The sequence below is a fragment of the Companilactobacillus heilongjiangensis genome (assembly GCF_000831645.3).
Classification (GTDB): Bacteria; Bacillota; Bacilli; order Lactobacillales; family Lactobacillaceae; genus Companilactobacillus; species Companilactobacillus heilongjiangensis.
This window is the reverse complement of record NZ_CP012559.1, coordinates 1031780-1051484: the sequence shown is the minus strand read 5'-3', so window position 1 is coordinate 1051484 and position 19705 is coordinate 1031780. Positions and strand designations below refer to the sequence as shown.

At 36.7% G+C, this 19705-nt stretch carries 20 protein-coding genes; 5 read left to right on the top strand and 15 right to left on the bottom strand.

Going from position 1 to position 19705, the window contains the following annotated elements:
• Positions 1-10: 10 nt before the first annotated feature.
• From JP39_RS04840 to JP39_RS04805, 7 genes are all read right to left on the bottom strand, one after another.
• Positions 11-790: an inositol monophosphatase family protein gene (locus JP39_RS04840; protein WP_041499437.1), complete on the bottom strand. Its 780-nt coding sequence runs from the start codon at positions 788-790 to the stop codon at positions 11-13.
• Positions 777-1067 (bottom strand): UPF0223 family protein, encoded by a 291-nt coding sequence (locus tag JP39_RS04835; protein ID WP_041499512.1) that lies wholly within the window; start codon positions 1065-1067, stop codon positions 777-779. The genes JP39_RS04840 and JP39_RS04835 overlap by 14 nt, the downstream gene beginning before the upstream one ends.
• A 610-nt stretch (positions 1068-1677) precedes the next feature.
• Positions 1678-3105 carry a dihydrolipoyl dehydrogenase gene (gene lpdA / locus JP39_RS04825; protein WP_041499439.1) on the bottom strand — a complete coding sequence of 476 codons (1428 nt, stop codon included), beginning with the start codon at positions 3103-3105 and terminating at the stop codon, positions 1678-1680.
• Positions 3106-3111: 6 nt separating this feature from the next.
• Positions 3112-4404 (bottom strand): 2-oxo acid dehydrogenase subunit E2, encoded by a 1293-nt coding sequence (locus tag JP39_RS04820; protein WP_041499440.1) that lies wholly within the window; start codon positions 4402-4404, stop codon positions 3112-3114.
• A gap of 24 nt (positions 4405-4428) precedes the next feature.
• The gene (locus tag JP39_RS04815; RefSeq protein WP_041499441.1) at positions 4429-5406 is read right to left on the bottom strand and encodes an alpha-ketoacid dehydrogenase subunit beta; all 978 of its coding nucleotides are present in this window, start codon (positions 5404-5406) and stop codon (positions 4429-4431) included.
• A gap of 2 nt (positions 5407-5408) precedes the next feature.
• Complete coding sequence (gene pdhA, locus JP39_RS04810) at positions 5409-6512, bottom strand: pyruvate dehydrogenase (acetyl-transferring) E1 component subunit alpha (protein ID WP_041499442.1); 1104 nt, start codon at positions 6510-6512, stop codon at positions 5409-5411.
• A gap of 151 nt (positions 6513-6663) precedes the next feature.
• Positions 6664-7662, bottom strand: a complete 999-nt coding sequence (locus tag JP39_RS04805; protein WP_041499443.1) for a D-2-hydroxyacid dehydrogenase — start codon at positions 7660-7662, stop codon at positions 6664-6666.
• A gap of 918 nt (positions 7663-8580) precedes the next feature.
• On the opposite strand from JP39_RS04805, the gene def reads away from it, so the two are divergent.
• From def to JP39_RS04785, 4 genes are all read left to right on the top strand, one after another.
• Positions 8581-9141 (top strand): peptide deformylase, encoded by a 561-nt coding sequence (gene def / locus JP39_RS04800; protein ID WP_041499444.1) that lies wholly within the window; start codon positions 8581-8583, stop codon positions 9139-9141.
• A gap of 137 nt (positions 9142-9278) precedes the next feature.
• A complete protein-coding gene (locus tag JP39_RS04795) occupies positions 9279-9491 on the top strand; it encodes a DNA-directed RNA polymerase subunit epsilon (protein WP_041499445.1) in 213 nt (70 codons plus the stop codon).
• 3 nt (positions 9492-9494) lie between these two features.
• The gene (gene rnjA / locus JP39_RS04790; protein WP_041499446.1) at positions 9495-11186 is read left to right on the top strand and encodes a ribonuclease J1; all 1692 of its coding nucleotides are present in this window, start codon (positions 9495-9497) and stop codon (positions 11184-11186) included.
• Positions 11187-11378: 192 nt separating this feature from the next.
• Positions 11379-12335 carry a diacylglycerol/lipid kinase family protein gene (locus JP39_RS04785; RefSeq protein WP_041499447.1) on the top strand — a complete coding sequence of 319 codons (957 nt, stop codon included), beginning with the start codon at positions 11379-11381 and terminating at the stop codon, positions 12333-12335.
• Positions 12336-12947: 612 nt separating this feature from the next.
• Here the strand turns inward: JP39_RS04785 and JP39_RS04780 are convergent.
• The 4 genes from JP39_RS04780 to JP39_RS04765 form a co-directional block, all read right to left on the bottom strand.
• Positions 12948-13316, bottom strand: coding sequence for a type II toxin-antitoxin system PemK/MazF family toxin (locus tag JP39_RS04780; protein ID WP_041499448.1), 369 nt, complete (start codon positions 13314-13316; stop codon positions 12948-12950).
• Positions 13306-13542, bottom strand: a complete 237-nt coding sequence (gene mazE / locus JP39_RS04775) for a type II toxin-antitoxin system PemI/MazE family antitoxin (protein ID WP_041499449.1) — start codon at positions 13540-13542, stop codon at positions 13306-13308. Before mazE ends, JP39_RS04780 begins: the two co-directional genes overlap by 11 nt.
• A 163-nt stretch (positions 13543-13705) precedes the next feature.
• Positions 13706-13912 (bottom strand): hypothetical protein, encoded by a 207-nt coding sequence (locus tag JP39_RS04770; protein ID WP_041499450.1) that lies wholly within the window; start codon positions 13910-13912, stop codon positions 13706-13708.
• A 180-nt stretch (positions 13913-14092) separates the two neighbouring features.
• Complete coding sequence (locus tag JP39_RS04765; RefSeq protein WP_041499451.1) at positions 14093-14656, bottom strand: TetR/AcrR family transcriptional regulator; 564 nt, start codon at positions 14654-14656, stop codon at positions 14093-14095.
• Between the two features lie 104 nt (positions 14657-14760).
• Here JP39_RS04765 and JP39_RS04760 point away from each other — a divergent pair, with 104 nt between their 5' ends.
• Complete coding sequence (locus tag JP39_RS04760) at positions 14761-16488, top strand: MFS transporter (protein WP_041499452.1); 1728 nt, start codon at positions 14761-14763, stop codon at positions 16486-16488.
• A gap of 124 nt (positions 16489-16612) precedes the next feature.
• Here the strand turns inward: JP39_RS04760 and JP39_RS04755 are convergent, their stop codons facing one another.
• The 4 genes from JP39_RS04755 to JP39_RS04740 all read right to left on the bottom strand — a co-directional run bounded on the left by JP39_RS04755 (position 16613) and on the right by JP39_RS04740 (position 19476).
• A complete protein-coding gene (locus JP39_RS04755; RefSeq protein WP_041499453.1) occupies positions 16613-16981 on the bottom strand; it encodes a nuclear transport factor 2 family protein in 369 nt (122 codons plus the stop codon).
• An 84-nt stretch (positions 16982-17065) separates the two neighbouring features.
• Entirely contained in the window at positions 17066-17542 is a 477-nt protein-coding gene (locus tag JP39_RS04750) for a GNAT family N-acetyltransferase (protein WP_048698671.1), read from the bottom strand.
• A gap of 159 nt (positions 17543-17701) precedes the next feature.
• Positions 17702-19069 carry an MFS transporter gene (locus tag JP39_RS04745; RefSeq protein WP_041499454.1) on the bottom strand — a complete coding sequence of 456 codons (1368 nt, stop codon included), beginning with the start codon at positions 19067-19069 and terminating at the stop codon, positions 17702-17704.
• A 125-nt stretch (positions 19070-19194) separates the two neighbouring features.
• Complete coding sequence (locus tag JP39_RS04740) at positions 19195-19476, bottom strand: ArsR/SmtB family transcription factor (RefSeq protein WP_041499455.1); 282 nt, start codon at positions 19474-19476, stop codon at positions 19195-19197.
• Positions 19477-19705: the final 229 nt, after the last annotated feature.

Genomic DNA, 19705 nt, shown 5'->3' with positions numbered 1-19705 from the left:
TCACAGTTCACTAACGCGTTTTAAGTGTCTTTAGCGCTTCAGAAACAACTTTCTGAGTACCAACTATTACGACTTGTGATTCTAACATATTTATTGGGGCACCGTCAATACTTACGACACTCATCCCTGCTGCCTCACACATAACGCGTCCAGCGGCTAAATCCCAAGGAGCTAAGTATGACATATACATGACTTCTTTACCAGTCAGAAGGTGACCGAAAATAATTCCGGCACTTCCGTAAACTCGAAAGCCACTGCTCTTTTTAATGACATCTTGAACGGCAAATTTATTTGCCAAGGCCATTGGAGCGGATACGTCAACTAAACCTTCTACCAAGGGCAGATTCTTTGGATTATCAATCTTTTGATTATTGATAAACAAGCCAATTTCTTTGCCACCGTGATAAATTTCATTATCCATAACGTCTATGATAGCACCATTTAATGGTTCACCGTCAATGTAAGCGCCAATCATCGATGCAAAATTATCGCCACGCTTAACAAAATTCATCGTTCCATCGATTGGATCGACAAAGAAAACTAGTCCTGACATATCCTTAACAAGGTCGCCATAGCCCTCTTCGCTAACGATTGTAGCCTCGGGATAAGCCTTCTTAATTTCACTATTAACAAACTGCTCAGTTTTTTTATCAAAATTAGTTACTAAGTCGTTGCGATTCTTTTTCGTTGCGACCGACATCTTTTTAATTGAATCTTCACGCAACTTCTCGCCAACTTGGGTGAGGAGCTTTACTAAAAAACTGTCAATTTCCTTACTATCTACTTGCATTTCTAATCCTGACTTTCTCACTGTTTTTAGCTTGCTGACACTGTTTAAAAACTTGATAGATTGAATAGCCAGATTCTAATTCAAACTGTTTATCCAGTCTCTTTTGCTCCATCTTCATGGGAACCACTTGTTGAAATGAGCGATATTTTTGCAAAAATTCATCCCGTTTGACGCCTGATTCATAAGCTTGCTCAACCGCATTGTACAATGCAATCACAGTGACAATATCTGCCTGTGTCCAAGCCTCATCAAGTGGATAGCTATAATTATCTTGCATAGAATTACTCCTTTTAAAAAACTGCCGCTTCCAGTTTCTAGGGATACGGCACCTGCTGTGGACCGACTCGAGCCAAGGTCTCGAGTCTCGATTTTGAGCTTTGCACAAACCGCAAATCTCAAAATACGTCTGTGCTGTAAGGCCGGAAAACCACCGACCTAACACCACTGCCACTGCTGGTCCCATATCCCTAGAAACTTCCAGCTAATGTATCTCTTTTATTTAACAAATTTTCTATTAATTTGACTTATTCTTTAGATTTCTAAATATCAATGATATTACCGTATCATCGCATAACACAAATACCTTAGCCGGCGCGTGTCAGTAATGCAATCCGCTGTGCAGGTGGCGTTATGGCTTTAGCCATTACACCACGGGGCGACTTTGGATACTTGCTGCACTTGCAAGGATTCAAAGCGAGGTTCGAGACCGCATTTTGGCTCGAACGGGTCCCCATAGCGATTGCATTACTGACACGCGCCGGCGGCCCCCACCCAAAGAAACCTTTAGTCTACTATACAAAAAAAGCGATGTAATTGCATCGCTTTTTGTTTAATTCATTTATTTAGTATACGAAACGAGATTATTTCGGTTTCTAAACAAGCACAACTTAAATATGTGTTGGGTAACCAATTAAAATATCGGCTGCTTCTTGAATTGGTTCGCCTAATGTTGGATGTGGGTGAATTGTTAAGGCAATATCTTCCGCATTCAATTGACAATTTACAGCTACACTCAATTCAGAAATCAAATCACTGGCACCTGGCCCAACTATTTGACCACCTAGCAATGTTCCAGTTTCTTTATCAGCTACTAATTTAACAAATCCTTCAGCAGCATCTAATGAAACGGCACGAGCATTACCAGCAAATGGGAATTTAGCTACTTTAACTTCAATATTCTTATCTTTTGCATCTTTTTCTGTTAAGCCGACACTAGCTAGTTCAGGATCGGTGAAACAAACCGCAGGAACGCCAATATAGTCGTTTGCTGTATGTTTACCAGAAATAGCTCCAGCAACTGTCTTAGCCTCAAAGAATGCCTTGTGAGCTAAAGCAGGACCTGGTGTGATATCACCAATAGCATAGATGTGATCAACTGAAGTCTTACCTTGTTCATCGACTTCAACCAAACCACGGTCAGTTGTTTTAACGTTAGTCATTTCCAAACCAAAGTTATCAGTATTAGGACGACGACCAACGGTTACCATACAATAATCGGCGCTCAATGTGGTTGGTTGTCCATCAACTTCATAAGTAACATCTACGGAATCACCTTTATTTTCACTCTTCTTAGCCATGGCATTAGTAATAATCGTTACGCCTTTTTTCTCAAGGTTCTTCTTAACGATTGAAACCATATCTTTTTCAAAATTAGGAATAATGCTTGGTGAACCCTCAAGAATTGTTACGTGAGCACCAAGGTCTGCATATGCTCCAGCTAATTCAGTTCCGACGTAACCACCACCGATAATGATGAATTCCTTTGGAACTTCCTTCAAGTTCAACCCACCAGTTGAATCAATTACTCGGTCATCAAACTTGAATCCTCTGATTTCAATAGGACGACTACCAGTTGCCAAGATTAAATTCTTGAACTTGATAGTTTGACCGCCACCATTGTCCATGAATTGTCTTGGACCACTTGGCATGATACGCAACTGTGTATCGCTGTCTAAATAAGCTTCACCATTGATCAATTCAACGTGGTGCTTCTTCAAAAGCATTTGCACACCATTAGTCATTCTGGCAACAACTTTTTCGTCTTTCCAAGCTTGTGTCTTGGTAAAGTCAATTGTGGCGTCACTAGTTGTAATTCCGTAAGTTGATGAATCCTTTGCTTGTTGAAGTCTGTGTCCAGCAGTGATTAAAGCTTTTGAAGGCACACAACCAACGTTTAGACAAACACCACCAACAGTATCTGATTTTTCAATTACAGTTACATCTTGTCCTAATTCTGAAGCTCTGATTGCTGCAACGTAACCACCAGGGCCGGAACCAATAATAACGGTATCTTTTTCTATTACGTTTTCTGCCATTTTAATTTAGCCCTCCATTAATAACATATCTGGATCATGCAACAACTTCTTCAAGAGGTTCAAAGCATTTTGTGCCAAAGCACCATCGATTAATCTGTGATCGTAACTCAATGAAAGTTTTAGCATATTACCTACTTGAATGTTGCCATCCTCATCAACATATGGTTCTTTGGCAATCTTACCAACACCTAGAATTGCGACTTCTGGGTAGTTGATAACTGGAGTAAACCAGCCACCACCAATTGAACCAACGTTACTAATTGTGATTGAACCACCACTCATCTTGTCCATGCTTAGTTTATTGTCATAAGCTGCTTGACTGTTTTCGGTGATTTCCTTAGCAATTTCAAACATCCCTTTAGAATCAACGTTCTTAACATTTGGAACGTAGAGTCCATGTTCAGTATTTGTTGCAATACCAACGTTGTAGTAGTGTTTGTAAACAATTTCTTCAGTTGAATCATCGATTGAAGCATTTAGTTCAGGATAAGCCTTCATAACAGCAACCAAAGCTTTAACGATATATGGCAAGAATGTTAAGTGAATACCCTTGTCAGCAGCGATTGCCTTGTATTTCTTTCTATTAGCCATCAAAGCTGAAACTTCAACATCATCGAAACTTGTAACGTGTGGAGCTGTGTGCTTACTTGTCAACATTGCCTTAGCAATAGCTTTTCTTGTAAGTGACATCTTTTCACGTGTTTCAAGTTCTGGTGTAGCAGACTTGTATGGTGTGATTGGTTGAGCAGGTGCACTGGCAGCGTTTGTTGTTGCAGTTGCGGCTGCAGCTGGAGCACTAACGCTGGCTGGATTGCCACTCTTGAATGCGTCAACGTCAGCTTTAGTGATTTGACCATGCTTACCACTTGGAGTAACTGATGCTAAATCAACGCCTTGATCACGAGCGTACTGACGAACTGATGGCATTGCTAAATATTTTGCATTGGCTGAACCAGTCGCCTCTGCAGCTGGGGCACTTGAACTACTACTTTCACTAGCAGCAGGTGCAACTTTCTCATCTGCTTTAGGTGCTGGTGTATCGTCATCGCCAGAATCAGGAGAACCATCGTCAATCACGATCAACGTGTCGCCAATTTCAACTGTGTCTCCTTCTTTAGCTACAATTTGTTTAACAGTACCAGCAACTGGGGATGGTAACTCTTCAACGGATTTATCATTTTGAATTTCTACCAAGGAGTCGTCTTCTTTGACAGTGTCTCCTTCTTTTACGAGCCAGCTAGCAATTTCACCTTCGGCCATACCTTCGCCTAGCTCTGGTAATTTAAATTTGTATGCCATAGTTGTTTTCCCTTCCTTCGATTATTAGTAGTTGATAATTTCATTTACTTTTTCTTCAATTTCTTTAGCCCGTGGAATCCAGATGTCTTCACCAAGAGCAAATGGATAAACACTATTTGGAGCAGCTACTCTACCAACTGGTGCATCGAGAGAAAGAATGGCGCCTTCAGCAATGGCTGATGCAACTTGAGCACCAACGCCGGCCATCTTTTGTGCTTCTTGGACAATTACAACTTTGTGAGTCTTTTGAATTGATTTAAAGATTGTTTCAGTATCAATAGGAGAAACAGTTCTCAAGTCGATAACTTCTGCGGAAATATTCTTTTCAGCTAAAGTATCAGCCACTTTAAGTGCTTCATTTACTTCAGCACCATAAGCAACGATGGTAATATCATTACCTTCACGAACAACGTTTGCTTTGTCCAAAGGCACTGTATACTTGCCATCTGGAATATCGTCTTTCATTGAACGGTATAGTTTCAAGTTTTCCATAAATAGTACTGGATCATTGTTTTCAACTGATGAAATCAATAGACCTTTAGCATCATATGGATTGCTTGGCATAACAACACGTAGTCCGGGAATTCCAGTAAAGAAGTTTTCCAAATTATCCGCGTGCATTTCGGCTGTATGTGTACCCCCACCATAAGGTGTACGAATTGTTACAGGGGCATTCTTCAAGCCGTCAAATCTGAAACGCATTCTAGCCAATTGACCAGCAATTTGATCAACAGCTTCAAATGAGAAGCCCATAAATTGAATTTCAGGAATAGGACGCCAACCAGTTAAACCTAAACCAGTTGCCAAACCTAAAATACCTGATTCAGCTAATGGAGTATCGAAGACACGGTCTTCACCATACTTTTCTTGAAGTCCTTGAGTAGTTCTGAAAACACCACCGTTTTTACCAACATCTTCACCGAAGATCAATGTTTTTGGATCGTCTTCCAGAACAATGTCTAAGGCATCTGTAATTGCTTGAATATAAGTTTTCTTAGCCATTTTTACTTCGACTCCTTTGCTTCAAATTTATCAATCTCTTGTCTCATTTCTGGAGTTGGAATTTCGAATGTACGTTTCAACATGTCGGAAACTTTATCAGCAGGAACTTCGTCAGCTTCCTTGATGGCTTCCTTAAATGAAGCTTTGTACTCATCAACTAATTTATCTTCTTGTTCTTCTGACCAAAGTCCCTTATCTTCAAGAACTTTTCTCAAACGAATCAATGGATCCTTTTCAAACCAAGGTTGTTCTTGATCCTTAGTTCTGTAACGTTTAGGATCATCACCCGCACTTGAGTGAGCTCCGAAACGATATGTCAAAGTTTCAATTAAGACTGGACCATTGCCAGCAACCATGTAATCACGAGCAGCTTTAGCAACAGCATAACAAGCGAGAATATCCATTCCATCAACTTGCACACTAGGAATACCTGCCGCAACAGCCTTTTGAGCTAATGTTGGAGCAGCTGTTTGCTTAACACGTGGTGTAGAAATGGCGAAACCATTATTTTGAACAATGAAAAGTACTGGTGCTTGATAAGCTCCGGCAAAATTCATTCCTTCATAACTATCACCTTGAGAAGTACCACCATCACCTGTATATGTGAAAGCAATTGTATCTTCTTCTTTGTTCTTCTTGATTCCTAGTCCAACACCGGCGGCTTCAACATAAGCCGCACCGATAATAATTTGAGGCATCATTGAACGAGCTTTGAACTTGTTTCCAACAACGTGACCTCTTGACCAAAGATATGCTTCAGTTACGGTAGCACCGTGTTGAATCAATTGTGGAACATCACGATAAGCGGGCAACAAATAATCTTGTTTCTTCATTGCCAAAACAGTCCCCATCTCTGAAGCCTCTTCACCTTCAGTTGGTGCATAGAATCCCATCCGTCCTTGACGTGAAAAGTTCATTGTTTGTTCGTGTAATGCACGCTCCCAAACCATCTTCTTCATGAACTCAACTAAATCATCATCTGAAAAAGTATCAAAGATCTCTTGATCTGTTATTTCAGCATTTTCATTCAAAACTTGAATAGGCTTTGAAACATTTGATAAGTTATTTTTAAGCGCTTCAAAATCAACAATTGGTTTATTTGCCATTCTTCACAGTCCTTTCATAAAAAAACTCATCCCTTGTGAATATTGTAAGGGCTTTCATATAATTTTAGTCTATCATTGATCTGCTAAAAAACAAGTAGTTTGGGCATTCCGCAATCAAAAAAATTTTAAACCAAGATTGTGAAAAAACTAACTATTTATTTAAATCAATTTCATTTTCAGACGTGCCATTCTTGAGTTCATCGACCATTGAATTCAAGGAAATCGTCGCCATATTCTTAACTGCTTTAGTCGTATAAAAGGCGATGTGTGGCGTTAGAATGAATCTTGGACTCTTAATAACTAATTCCAATAATTCATCTGAGAACTCTTCGTCAGTTAAGTCTGAGTTAAAGATTCCTACTTCGTTTTCATAAACATCCAAAACAGCACCATATAGCTTGCCTGAGGCTACTGCTTCATAGAGATCTTTGGTATTAATCAAGTCGCCACGGGCTGTATTTATCACGATAGCATCGTCTTTCATTTCTGAAATCGACTGGCTGTTGATAACTGTGTGACCCTTGCCCAAGCTAGGAATATGCAATGTTACAACATCTGATTCCTTCAATAATGTGTCAAGACTGTCAACATAAAGTCCTTGTTTTTCAAGTTCGGAATTGTGAAATTTATCGAAAGCGATGACTTTTGCGCCAAATCCTTGATAAATTTTAATTGCTGCTTGACCAATTCTTCCGGTACCAGCGACACCAACAGTCAACTGATTTAACTCGCGACCAATGTCAGGTACCCAACGGAAATCATGTTGATCAACCTTTCTAATCATATGTTTCATGTTTCTCAAAAGAGCCATCAAACCAGTAACTGAATATTCAGCGATTGCTTCAGGTGAATAACTTGGGACATTTGTTAAACGAATATTATTCTTTTTCAAAGCTTCAATAGGAACATTATCGACACCAACATTTCGTAATGAAATAACATGAATCCCATATTCATTCATCGTGTCAAAAATTTTTTCATCATATGGCAATTGTTGATAAGCAACGATTCCATCGTATCCCTGTGCCATTTTGACTGTTTCAGGTGTCAAAAGATCCGTGACAATTTTTACTTCAACGTCATTATCCTTTGACCACTCCTGAATGTACGGTTTCTCATCTTCTCTGACACCAAAATCAATTAACTTCATCTAGCTAGCCTCCAATGATACGCATTTTTATGTAACCTTATGAAATCGGTAACATATACACCTAATATTTTAGCATCTTAGCCATTATTATCACAAAGATATAACCTATGAAATATGCCGTCTCCAGAGCTGGGAAATATTCTCAAGCTGTGCGGACCGGTCCGAGCCAAAGTGCGGTCTCGAACCTCGGTTTGAAGCCTTGACCGAGTTCGTCAAGTCTCCAAACACGCCCGGTGGTATAAGTACGGGAAGAACTTCCCGTACTTATACCACTACCACGGCACACAAATATTTCCCAGCTCTTCCGACTAATTAATCCATATTAACTGAACATAAAAGTATTCAATTGCTTTTATGTTCATCCAACTTGGAAACTAAAATATACTTAATTCTAATATTTCCAATAAGCTATCAACCAGAACCACACGTATAACATAAACAAAATTATTTAATAACCGAATTTACCTTCATTCTGACTTAACTTGATACTTTTACTTCATTTAGAATTTAATCAGGCTTCCGTTAGTACAAATTAAAATCAATTCTTATAATATAAGTAGAAGCTATTCAATAAACTAAACATCAAGAAAGGACCTAGCTTCCGGCTGTATGAAATTGAAACCAGCAGTGCAGGTGGCGTTAGAGTGGCGAATTTCCACTCTTACCCCACCGACGTATTTTGAGGTTTGCGGTTTATGCAAAGCTCAAAATCGAGATTCGAGACCTTGGCTCGAATCGGTCGCACAGCAGGCTTCAATTTCGTACAGCCGGAAGCGGCATATTTAAAATCGCCCTTTGTTAACGTTTTCTTTAACAAAACCATCAAAAATTTTGTCATTTATTTCTATTTTCAGAGAAAAATAATCTATAATGGATATACTAAGGTATTTTTGTACAATTAAACATTTGGAGGAAACTATGTATTTTATGAAAGATATCGTCCGTGATGGCGATCCCGTTTTAAGAAAAGTTGCTCAAAAGGTTCAATTTCCACTGAGTGAAGAAGATAAAGCTCTAGCTGCCAACATGATGGAATATTTAGTTAAGAGTCAAGATGAAGAATACGCTGAAAAACATCAACTACGTGCTGGTGTTGGTTTAGCTGCTCCTCAAGTTGGCGTTTCAGAAATGATGGCTAGTGTTTTGGTTCCTAATGAAGATGACCCTGACAAGCCTCTACTTAAAATTACGTTGATCAATCCTGTTATCACCAGAAACTCAGTTCAAAGAGCTGCTTTGTCTGAAGGTGAAGGTTGTCTTTCAGTTGATAAGGATGTCCCTGGTTTTGTACCACGTGCTGATCGCATTACTATTAAATATGATGACTTTGAAGGTAACTCACAAACATTACGTGTTAGAGATTACCCTGCTATCGTTTGCCAACACGAAATTGACCACTTAAATGGCCACTTATACTACGACAAGATTAGTAAGACTGCACCATTTGATATCGACCCAAGTACAGTCGTTATTTCGTAATACCGTTGTAAGTATACTTACCCTATTAGATATGGTAGAATTGTGCTATCTATTGATTACTGCACAAATGGACTGGAAAAAAACGTCAAATGAAACTGACTTGTTTCATTTAATTCGATTAAAGGAGAAATTTAATATTGATTTATAAAGTTTTATATCAAACAAGTGAACTAGATAACCCCCGTCGTGAATTTACACATTCACTTTACATGGATGCTGCTTCAAGTATTGAGGCACGTCAAGCAGTTGAAAATAACACTAACTACGAAATTGAATTTATTCAGGAACTCGACGAAAAGCACTTAGAGTACGAGAAGAAGAGCCCTGATTTTAAAATGACGGAGTTTTAATTAATGTCGTTTAAAGTAAAAAATAATGAAGTTGCTGTTTTTGCCATCGGGGGCCTTGGCGAAATCGGTAAAAATATGTACGGAGTTCAATATCAAGACGAATTAATCGTTATTGATGCCGGAATTAAATTTCCAGAAGACGAACTTCTAGGAATTGACTATGTCATTTCCGATTACAGTTACTTAGTAGAAAACAAAGACAAGATTAAGGGTCTATTTATCACCCATGGTCACGAAGATCATATTGGTGGTATCCCTTATCTTCTCCAACAGCTTCCCAATATTCCAGTTTATGCCGGTCCACTAGCATGTGCATTGATTAAGGGTAAATTGGAAGAACACGGCTTACTAAGAACAACTGAAATGCACGTCTTACACGAAGATGATGTTATCAAATTCCCTAAGACAAGTGTTTCATTCTTTAGAACAACTCACTCAATCCCTGATACCTTAGGTATTGCTGTTCATACACCTCAAGGAATCATTGTTGAAACTGGTGATTTTAAGTTTGACTTAACTCCAGTTGCCGGATTACCTTCCCCTAACTTACAAAAGATGGCTGCACTTGGTGCTAAAGGTGTTTTATGTCTCCTATCAGATAGTACAAACGCTGAAATCCCAACTTTTTCTAAGTCAGAACGTTCCGTTGGTTTAACAATCCACCAAATCTTTGAAACAATTCAAGGTCGTATCATTTTTGCTACCTTTGCTTCAAATATTTACCGTATTTCTCAAGCTGTGGATGCTGCGATTCAACAAGGACGTAAAATTGCGGTCTTTGGACGAAGTATGGAAGGTGCAATCGAAAATGGTCGCGAACTAGGATACTTAAATATCCCTGACGACATGTTGATTGACCCACATGCTTTGAACAAGACACCTGCTAATGAAACTTTGATTCTATGTACTGGATCACAGGGTGAACCATTAGCTGCCTTGAGTCGTATCGCTAACGGTACTCACAGACAAATTACTGTTCAACCAGGCGACACGGTTATTTTCTCAAGTAACCCTATCCCTGGTAACACAATCAGTGTTAACCACTTGATCAACCAACTTTCTGAAGCTGGTGCCGAAGTTATTCATGGTAAAGTTAACAACATCCATGCTTCTGGTCACGGTGGTCAAGAGGAACAAGAATTGATGCTTCGTTTAATGAAGCCTAAGTTCTTCATGCCAATTCACGGTGAATACAGAATGTTGAAGATTCACACTGAATTAGCTGAATTGTGTGACGTGCCACAAGATCACTCCTTCCTATTGGAAAACGGTGATGTTCTAGCACTTACAAAAGATACAGCTCATGTAGCTGGTCACTTCCCTGCTGGCGATGTTTACGTCGATGGTAAGGGCGTTGGTGATATCGGTAACGTTGTTATTCACGACCGTCAAGTTCTTTCCGAAGAAGGAATGGTTGTCGTCGTAGCTACAATCGATTATCAAAAACATATCGTCTTAGCAGGACCAGATATCTTGTCACGTGGATTCGTCTACATGCGTGAGTCTGGTGAATTGATCAACCAAGCACAAAAACGTGTTTTCCACTTGATCAAGAATACCTTCGACGAAGAAGATGAAAAAGTTACAGAAGCTACTTTAAAACGTGTCATTATTGAAGGATTACAAGAATTCTTGTACAAACGTACAGCTAGAAATCCTGTTATTCTACCAATGTTAATAGGAACTTCAATCTAAAGAAGATCATTTGATCTTCTTTTTTTTGTTTTGGCCTCTTTCAGCCCACGTTTTTTTATTATGAACTTAGTTATATAATTGTACTTTAAAGTAATTATATATAAATCAGTCGAAAGAGCTGCAAGTATTCGTTCGCAAAGCAAATGTATACTCGCAACCCCGGAGACGTCATCCAAATTAAAGGTATTTAAAATGACTAAAACAACGAAAATTGAAATAATTCTCAACTATCATGCTGGTAATGGACATGCCAAAAATGCTTGTAAGAAAGTAACAAACTTTCTTGACCAAATCAGTTTAGACTATGAGATTCACTTAACAAAAAAAGATGGCGATGGTGTCAGAATTGCCAAGGAATTAGCTAATCAGCAAACTCCTAATGTTAAAATTGTCGTCATTGGCGGCGACGGTACACTCAATCAGTGTGTGAATGGCGTTAAGGAATCCAACTATCCTGACACTCCTTTAGGGTATATTCCCGGAGGTTCAGGAAATGACTTTAGCCGCGGAATCAAATTGAAAATCAAAAATCCGGTTACTTTGATGCAATCTATCTTGTCACTGGAACAACCTCGAAAAATTGATATTGGTAAAGCAACTGGACCAACTTTTTCCCATTATTTCATTAATAATATTGGTATCGGCTTTGATGCCAGTACCGTTTACTATACCAATCACTCAGCGCGTAAAGAATTTCTAAATAAATTGCGACTCGGTACACTCTCCTACTTAACTAATCTGCTAAAAGCTGTCAAACGTCAACCTGCTTTCGTATTGGATGTGGACTACGGACAAAAGCAGAAACATTTCGGTTCAGCTTATATTGTTGTCGCAACTAATCATCCCTACTTTGGCGGTGGCTTTGCGATTGATCCAACAGCCAATCCATTCAATCATCATCTAAATTTGGTGATTGTTAAAAAGATTACCGGCATGACTTTTGTAAAACTTTTGAGTAAATTGTTAACGGACGGCTCCCATTTACAAGATAAGAACGTTTGGCATATTGAACGAAACGACTTCACACTTCGTAATACGCCCAAACAATTTGGACAAATGGATGGCGAAGAACTAGATAAACATGAATTTAACTTACACTTTCAAGTTGATCATCATCTATTTTGGTTGCCTATAAAAAAAGAAGCTTAGAAAAGAATTGGTTCTTTCTTACATTTGGTTATAAGGTTATCCCGCTGGGCCTTTTTAACAGAAATACTTAACTTGATTTAGTACCATTTGTGCCTTCATAAAGGAGATAGTCAAAAAGAAGTTGTTTTCCTCTTGATTAACCAATCAAGTAGAAAACAACTTCTTTTATTTTTACTAACCAGGTTTAAGAAAGAACCCATCAATCATCTAGGTATTGGATCTTATTTAATTACTCAATAACAACTTTATAAATCAACAATCTTACAAATTGATAAAAATCAAATCCGTGTAAAGAAAATAGTGTGTCATCACTCTTTAATCCAGCAACTACCCACTCTGTTTTGTAATCATCATTGATACTTCTAGTCTAAAAAATATGCATTAATTACTTATTGCGATCGAAGAATGATCTAAAAAATTCAGAGATTTCGTTTTTATTCTTTGCTGCTTCGTTCATTATTAGCTATTTAATGGTGAAGTATACAACTTGCCATTTTTTATATTTCATATTAAAAATAAACAAGATGCTCCAAACAACTATAAAAAAGATGTGTACTTCCCAAGTTTAACTTAAACTTGGGGAACACATCAAAAGATGAACAATCTTAATATTCAATAAACAGAAAAAATATCTCTTATCGCACTCAGAGCCTGTTCTTTTAACTGTTTATTCACATGACTAACAACTTTCCCACGTCTTGCAGAAAAGTCATAACCTAATAAATTACTAAGAATTATATATCCATGAATTTTATCATTTTTTAACTTCAAAGAAGCATAAAAATCTGTTGGTATTTTAAATGTAATCGGAAAACCAGTAATCATACCTGTTCTCCTATTATACGTATCAGAACTAATAACTAACATCGGTCTACGAATATTGTCTTTAGAATCATGACCACCATATTCATGACCAGCATGTGGTTCAGCATCTATCCAAACAATATCACCTTGTTTTGGGGAATCATCATTACCAGACATTCTCTTTACCAACAGCCTTACCGTTATCACCGATATTCATGGACTTAATCGCAGACCTTAAATCATATTCAGGATGTTGATCAAATAAATTTTTGTGCACCGGAACAAAAGACAGTACTCCGTTATCATCCAAAACTGGATTGTATTCAACATTCTCACCAATCTTAAATTGTGAAGGTACTGCGATCATTATTGAATTGCCTTGTTTACGTGTTTTAACAGTCATGACTATTCTCCTCTCATCGTATTGTAATTATATGTGTAATTCCCCGTATATCAACTATTTAACTCATTGATCAATCTTTGTCACAAAAATAGTTATCTGAATATCGAACCTTGAGGACGTTAATACAACTGTTTAAAATTAACCTTAACATACTCTTATGGATTTAGTTTACGAGCTTTTTTATACTAAAAATAACCATAATTATAATGCCATTTATTTGAATTTTTCTACAACTATTTTCTATTTGTTCAATCAATACAAATCGAAAAATCAATACGGCAGTTTTTCGTATAACATCATTAAATTGAATTTTATTATGCCATTTCAATAAAAAAGGTTCCAAAGTTTCAATAATTTTATTAGTAATCATAATTGTCACCTCCTATTACAATTACTGAACCTTAATTCATTGTTCAAAAAATGACAATTTTATTTAATCAAACTAAACACATTCGGTAATTTTGTATATTTATAGACAAATAGAGACTGCAATCTGAAATTCGATTGCAGTCTCTATTTGATTTAAACATAAAAAACTAAGATTAACTATTTACCCCAATCCTTGGATGGTCGCCATCAATTCCTGAATCATTATCTTACTATTGATTTTACAATCTGTAGCAATCCAACCAATCAAAACATTGATAAGTCCACCAGTGGCAAATTGAACACCTAAGCTTACTTGCAAATCATTATCCCATTTTCTCCATGGAGCTGGAGTATCTTTTATTTCGACAATAAATTTCTTAGTAAAAGCCGATGTAAAGTAATCTGCCAGATTAGCCTTAATCAAAATACGCATAGTATCTTTCTTACTCTCAAAATAATTGAAATAATTTTCTAATACATTATCAAACTCAAGTACTGAATTATTATTTGTGCTCTCAATATATCCACTAATAATGTCATTAACTAAATCTTCAAGAACGTCATCCTTAGTAGAATAATGACGATAAAAAGTTGGTCGTGAAATTTTAGCTGTAGCAACAATTTGCTTAACAGTAATTTCATCAAAACTATAAATATCTAATAAATCAACTAAAGATTCCTTGATCCAATATTCTGTTTGCCTATGCATCCGCGTTACAACTTCTGTTGATGTGTCTCTATCCATTACATTCACCTCAAATTTATTACGATTATGGTTTTGTTGATGGTTGTTTATAAATATTTGGATAATAATGCTCTCGAAACAAGAAAAGAACGGGAGTGAAAATCATGAGAAATATTAGTACAAGCAAAAAAAATACAATAATTATTACAATGTCCATTATTGGATTTTTAGTAATCTTGGATACGAGTATTATGAATATCACCTTACCTAAAATTCAGACAGCTTTTAATGTATCGCTAACCAACCTATCATGGTCGATTAATATTTATACAATTCTCTTTGCATCACTGTTAATTCCGGTCGGACGTCTAGGAGATATGTTCGGTCGAGTCAAACTTCTTAATCTAGCACTATTAGTTTTCCTATTTGGTTCCATTGTTAGTGGAACTTCAGCTAATCTAAATATTCTATTGATTGGTCGTGCAATTCAGAGTATCGGTGCCGCCACAATGCTACCTGCTGCAATGCTAATATCTTTAAATATTGTTAGTAAAGAACGTCGTGCTAAAGTTATTGCTATCCTTGGTGTAACACAGGCCTTAGGTTCTGCTATGGGACCAGCCATTGGTGGCATTATCTCACAATATTTCGGTTGGCACTGGGTATTCCTCATAAATATACCAATCGTCATTATTTTGCTAATAAGTACCCTATCCACATTATCAATGAAAAATGAAATAACGAAGAGTGTTAAATTGGATGCCATTGGTACATCTTTAATCGTTGGAACACTACTACTAATGACAACTGCCTTGGTTGATGGTCGTGATTGGGGCTGGGCAAGCCTTAAAACACTCGGATGTGGAATTAGTTCAATCGTTCTATTATTATTGTTCATTCTCAGGGAAATAAAGACTAATGATCCAATTATTCCAATGAAGTTATTTAAGAATCGTGATTTTATAGCTTCAATCACAAGTATCTTAATTGCATTTATCACTTTAGCTAGTTTCATTGGAATTATCCCAACTTACTTAACAAAAATTACTGATGTATCACAACTAAAGGCAGCCTTATTAATAACTCCAATGTCCGTCGCCATGCTAATCTTCAATCCATTATCAATTTCCTTAATCGGTAAAATTTCAAATAGAATCCTAATTGGAGCCGGAATTTTAGCATCTGGTATTGGTATCTATATGTTAAGCAACTTAAATGTGACAAATAATTGGAATCAGTTATACATAATCGATGTTATTATCGGTTTCGGAATTGGATTCATCAGTGGTCCAGCTTTAACTGTCGGCATTGCCGAACTACAAGGAACTGAATTAACTGCTGGACAAAACGTGCTAAATGTTATGAGAAATGTCGGAATTATAATTGGAATAGCACTCTTTTTATCAATGCTAAATGGAAACATAACTGATGCCAAACATGAAACTTATCACTACGCAATTGGTCAAGTTGATAAGATAGATATTCCCAATAATTCTAAGACAACCATTAAAAATCATTTGCACAACAAATTAATCTCAAGTAATAGCAATAACGTAAACAGTTCTAATAAAGTCAAAAGCAACACAATTAATAACAGTAAAAAGAACAAAATGATCAATGTTGAATACACCAATATTGTTACTCAAAAACAAAATGCATTAGGTACTCCTTTACCTGAATCCGCTGATATTGCCATCAAAAAACAAATCACAACTATCGTTGATAAAAAAGTAACAAAATTAAATAGTCAAATTACACATACTACACACAATATAAAAGTTCACTTACACAATAAGTTGAATAGCTCATTTTTAGATATGTATTCATTAGAATATCCACCGATTTTTGCTAGCTTAGTGACTGCATTTATATTCAAAAAGAAGAAAGCTTAAAATCATTTTGGAACATAGACTTGAACGAGAACCACAACATAAATAAGACAGGCCAAATCCAAAACTGGATTGACCTGTCTTATTTATCTTATTATTCGAAATGCGATGACATTTCATCGTCTATCTATGAAATAACAACCTTCAAATCAACGATTTTACCAGCATCATCAAATTGATAATAGTCAAACCCATGTAGTGAAAACAATGAGCCATCACTCTTCAAACCAGCTACGACCCATTCGGTCTGATAATTATTGTCGACATCCCTAATTTCAAACAGATGCTTCAATTGCTGGTTGCGTCCAAAGAATGATCTAAAGAAATCAGCTATTTCACTTTTATTTGTTGCTGTTTCATTCATTCCCGATTTAATCTTTGCTTCATCACTAAACAAATCGATAATTGCTTTTAAAGAATTCATATCACTTGAAGCATAGTCAGACAATTTAAAATACTTTTGAATCGTAATTTTATTCGTATCGGTATCAGTCATGTGTTATCTCCAATCGACAATTAATGAAATAATTGTACATCGAGACTATTGAAGTAATACTCAGCTATACAGTTTGTCATTATTTTAAATATTTTTATGATAAACATAAATTTCACCCAATTTTCCTTGTACTCGCTTGTTTGAATATACGAAACCAGCTTTTAGATAAAGTTCTTGGGCAGCTAAATTAGTCGGATTAACGCCTAAAATCATTCGATCAACTTGCTTATAATTAAAATAAACAAACTCAGATAGTTTCAGCAATGTTATTAAGGCATAATCACGGCGACGGTAACGGCTATCGATCGAGAAAGCTCGTACTAAAATATCCGTTTGCGAATCCCCATCATACAGCAATGGCCCGTCGTCTGTATGCAGGCAGAAACATCCGACCAATTTATCGTTATCAAGAATCATCATTGGTTGCATATGCAAATTGGTTCGACTTCGTTCAATGATTGATTGTGGACCACCGATATTATCATCGGGATTAAGATGATAATCATCAAGCATACTTTGGGTAATATTATTTTTATCATATTCCTGTAATTTGATATTCATTTTGAGATCACATCCAAACAGAAAAATAACTCATTTAATTTTTAACCACGACAATTCTAATAAAAAATCATCTTGGTACCATGAGTATAGTCAGCGATTACAATTTTGGGTACAAATATGTTCTAGTAATTTTGTTAAAGAAATAAATTTCAAGCCACTTTAATCTGACGACTTTTTAAATCTGAATGAAAAAATCATTCCTAAAATAGAAATAATCCCCGCACTCAACATCACGGCTCGAAAACCACTAGTAAATAGCCCTAAATTGCTCATCCCACCAAATTGATAAAAGATAATTACTGAAACTGTTGTTCCAACTGCACCACCCAATAAACGAAAAACATTGTAAACTCCTGATGCTTTACCAATCTCGGATTTCGCAACTGCACCTAAAACCACTTTTTGAAGTGCCGGACCAGCCATCGATAATCCAACCCCAGCAATAGCTAATGGTACAACCATATTTAGATATGGACTGTGATCATTTACTAAAACCATTATCAAAATATAGCCGATGCCTTGAAACAGCAATCCCAACGTTGCAATCAGCCGCTCTCCGTATTTATCGACTGCATTTCCAGCAAATGGTGCCACCACTACCAAGGTTCCCGTCCAGGGCAGTATCTCTAATCCAGCCACCAATGAATCTGCACCACCAACAACTTGTAAAAATTGTGGTAGAAAAAATACTACGCCATACATTGAACCATACAGTAAAAACGTGGCAACATTTCCGCCTGTAAAAGCTACTGATTTGAAGAAGTCTAAGGGAATCATTGGCTTTTCTTCGACCTTTTGACGTAATACAAACCAAACTCCAGTTGATAATCCTAGAATTCCAATCAAGAGTGGCCAGACAATTGAGCTGGCAGATGTCATCGCTGATAAGGACCAGATAATGCTCGTCGATGCAACTATGATTAAAATTGAATCAATCATACCAACTCTGTAACTGTTACCAGTACTCTCCGGCAACATTTTCATAGATAAATAAATTGCTAAAATACCAATTGGCACATTGATCCAAAATATCCACTGCCATGCTAACTTGGCGACAATAAATCCACCCAATGATGGACCAACGATCAGTGCCAATCCACCGATTCCACTCCAAATTCCGAGTGCTTTTCCACGCTCCGAAACTGGCAAAGTATTCGTCAAAATTGCCATCGACATCGGCGTCATTACTGATGCTCCAATACCCTCAACAACTCGAGCAATAATCAAAAATTCAATATTGTTCGACAACGCGCATAAAACCGAACCGATAGTAAAAATCAAAATCCCTAAATTATAAATTTTACGGCGTCCTAACCGTTCACCTAAAGAAACTCCCACTAAGAGAACTGCCGCAATCGTAATATTGTATGAATTCATCGCCCACTGCAACATATCAACCGAAATATGAAAATCATTTCTGATGGCAGTTGAAGCTGTCGTCACAATCATGGAATCCATCATCGACATGAAAAATCCCAATGACGTTAAAACTAACACCCAGTTTGAATTAACTTGCTTCTGTTTCATTTAATTTTCCCCATTCATGTTTTCTAAAAAATAGTTCAAAATATTTTGAACTATTTAAAATTAACATGACGCAGATTTCCTGACAAGGAGAAAAGTGCAAACAAAAAGAGCGTAAATATACGCCCTTAAATATTTTTATAAAAATTAGTTACATACTTATCAAAAGTTGTCTGATTAAGACTGACATATTTCTCACGTGCTTCTTTTCTGGCATTTATCAATCCAGCATCCTGAAGTAGCTTAAAGTGGTATGAACCTGAGGTTTTACTGATATTAACGGCTTTACCCACTTCACCACAAGAAATCTCACAGTCAATCTGCTTCAAATATTGAATAATATCTAACCTTACTGGATCAGCTAAAGCCTTAAAAACCGCTATTTGTTTGTTATCTGCTGTATTCATCATACCTGATATATTACACACTTTATTGACGTATTTTCAACTAAGTTTACTCAAAAATATAGTTTGGAAATTTAAACAATTCTACACCTCACTGATAGTTGAATTCTGTTTATTCTTTAAATTCAAAATTATTAAATATATAAAAATGAACAAGGCATATATATAAACATTATGATACGGACTGAGCAAAATATTATTAATTGCCCCAATATTGGATGATATTTTCTGATTC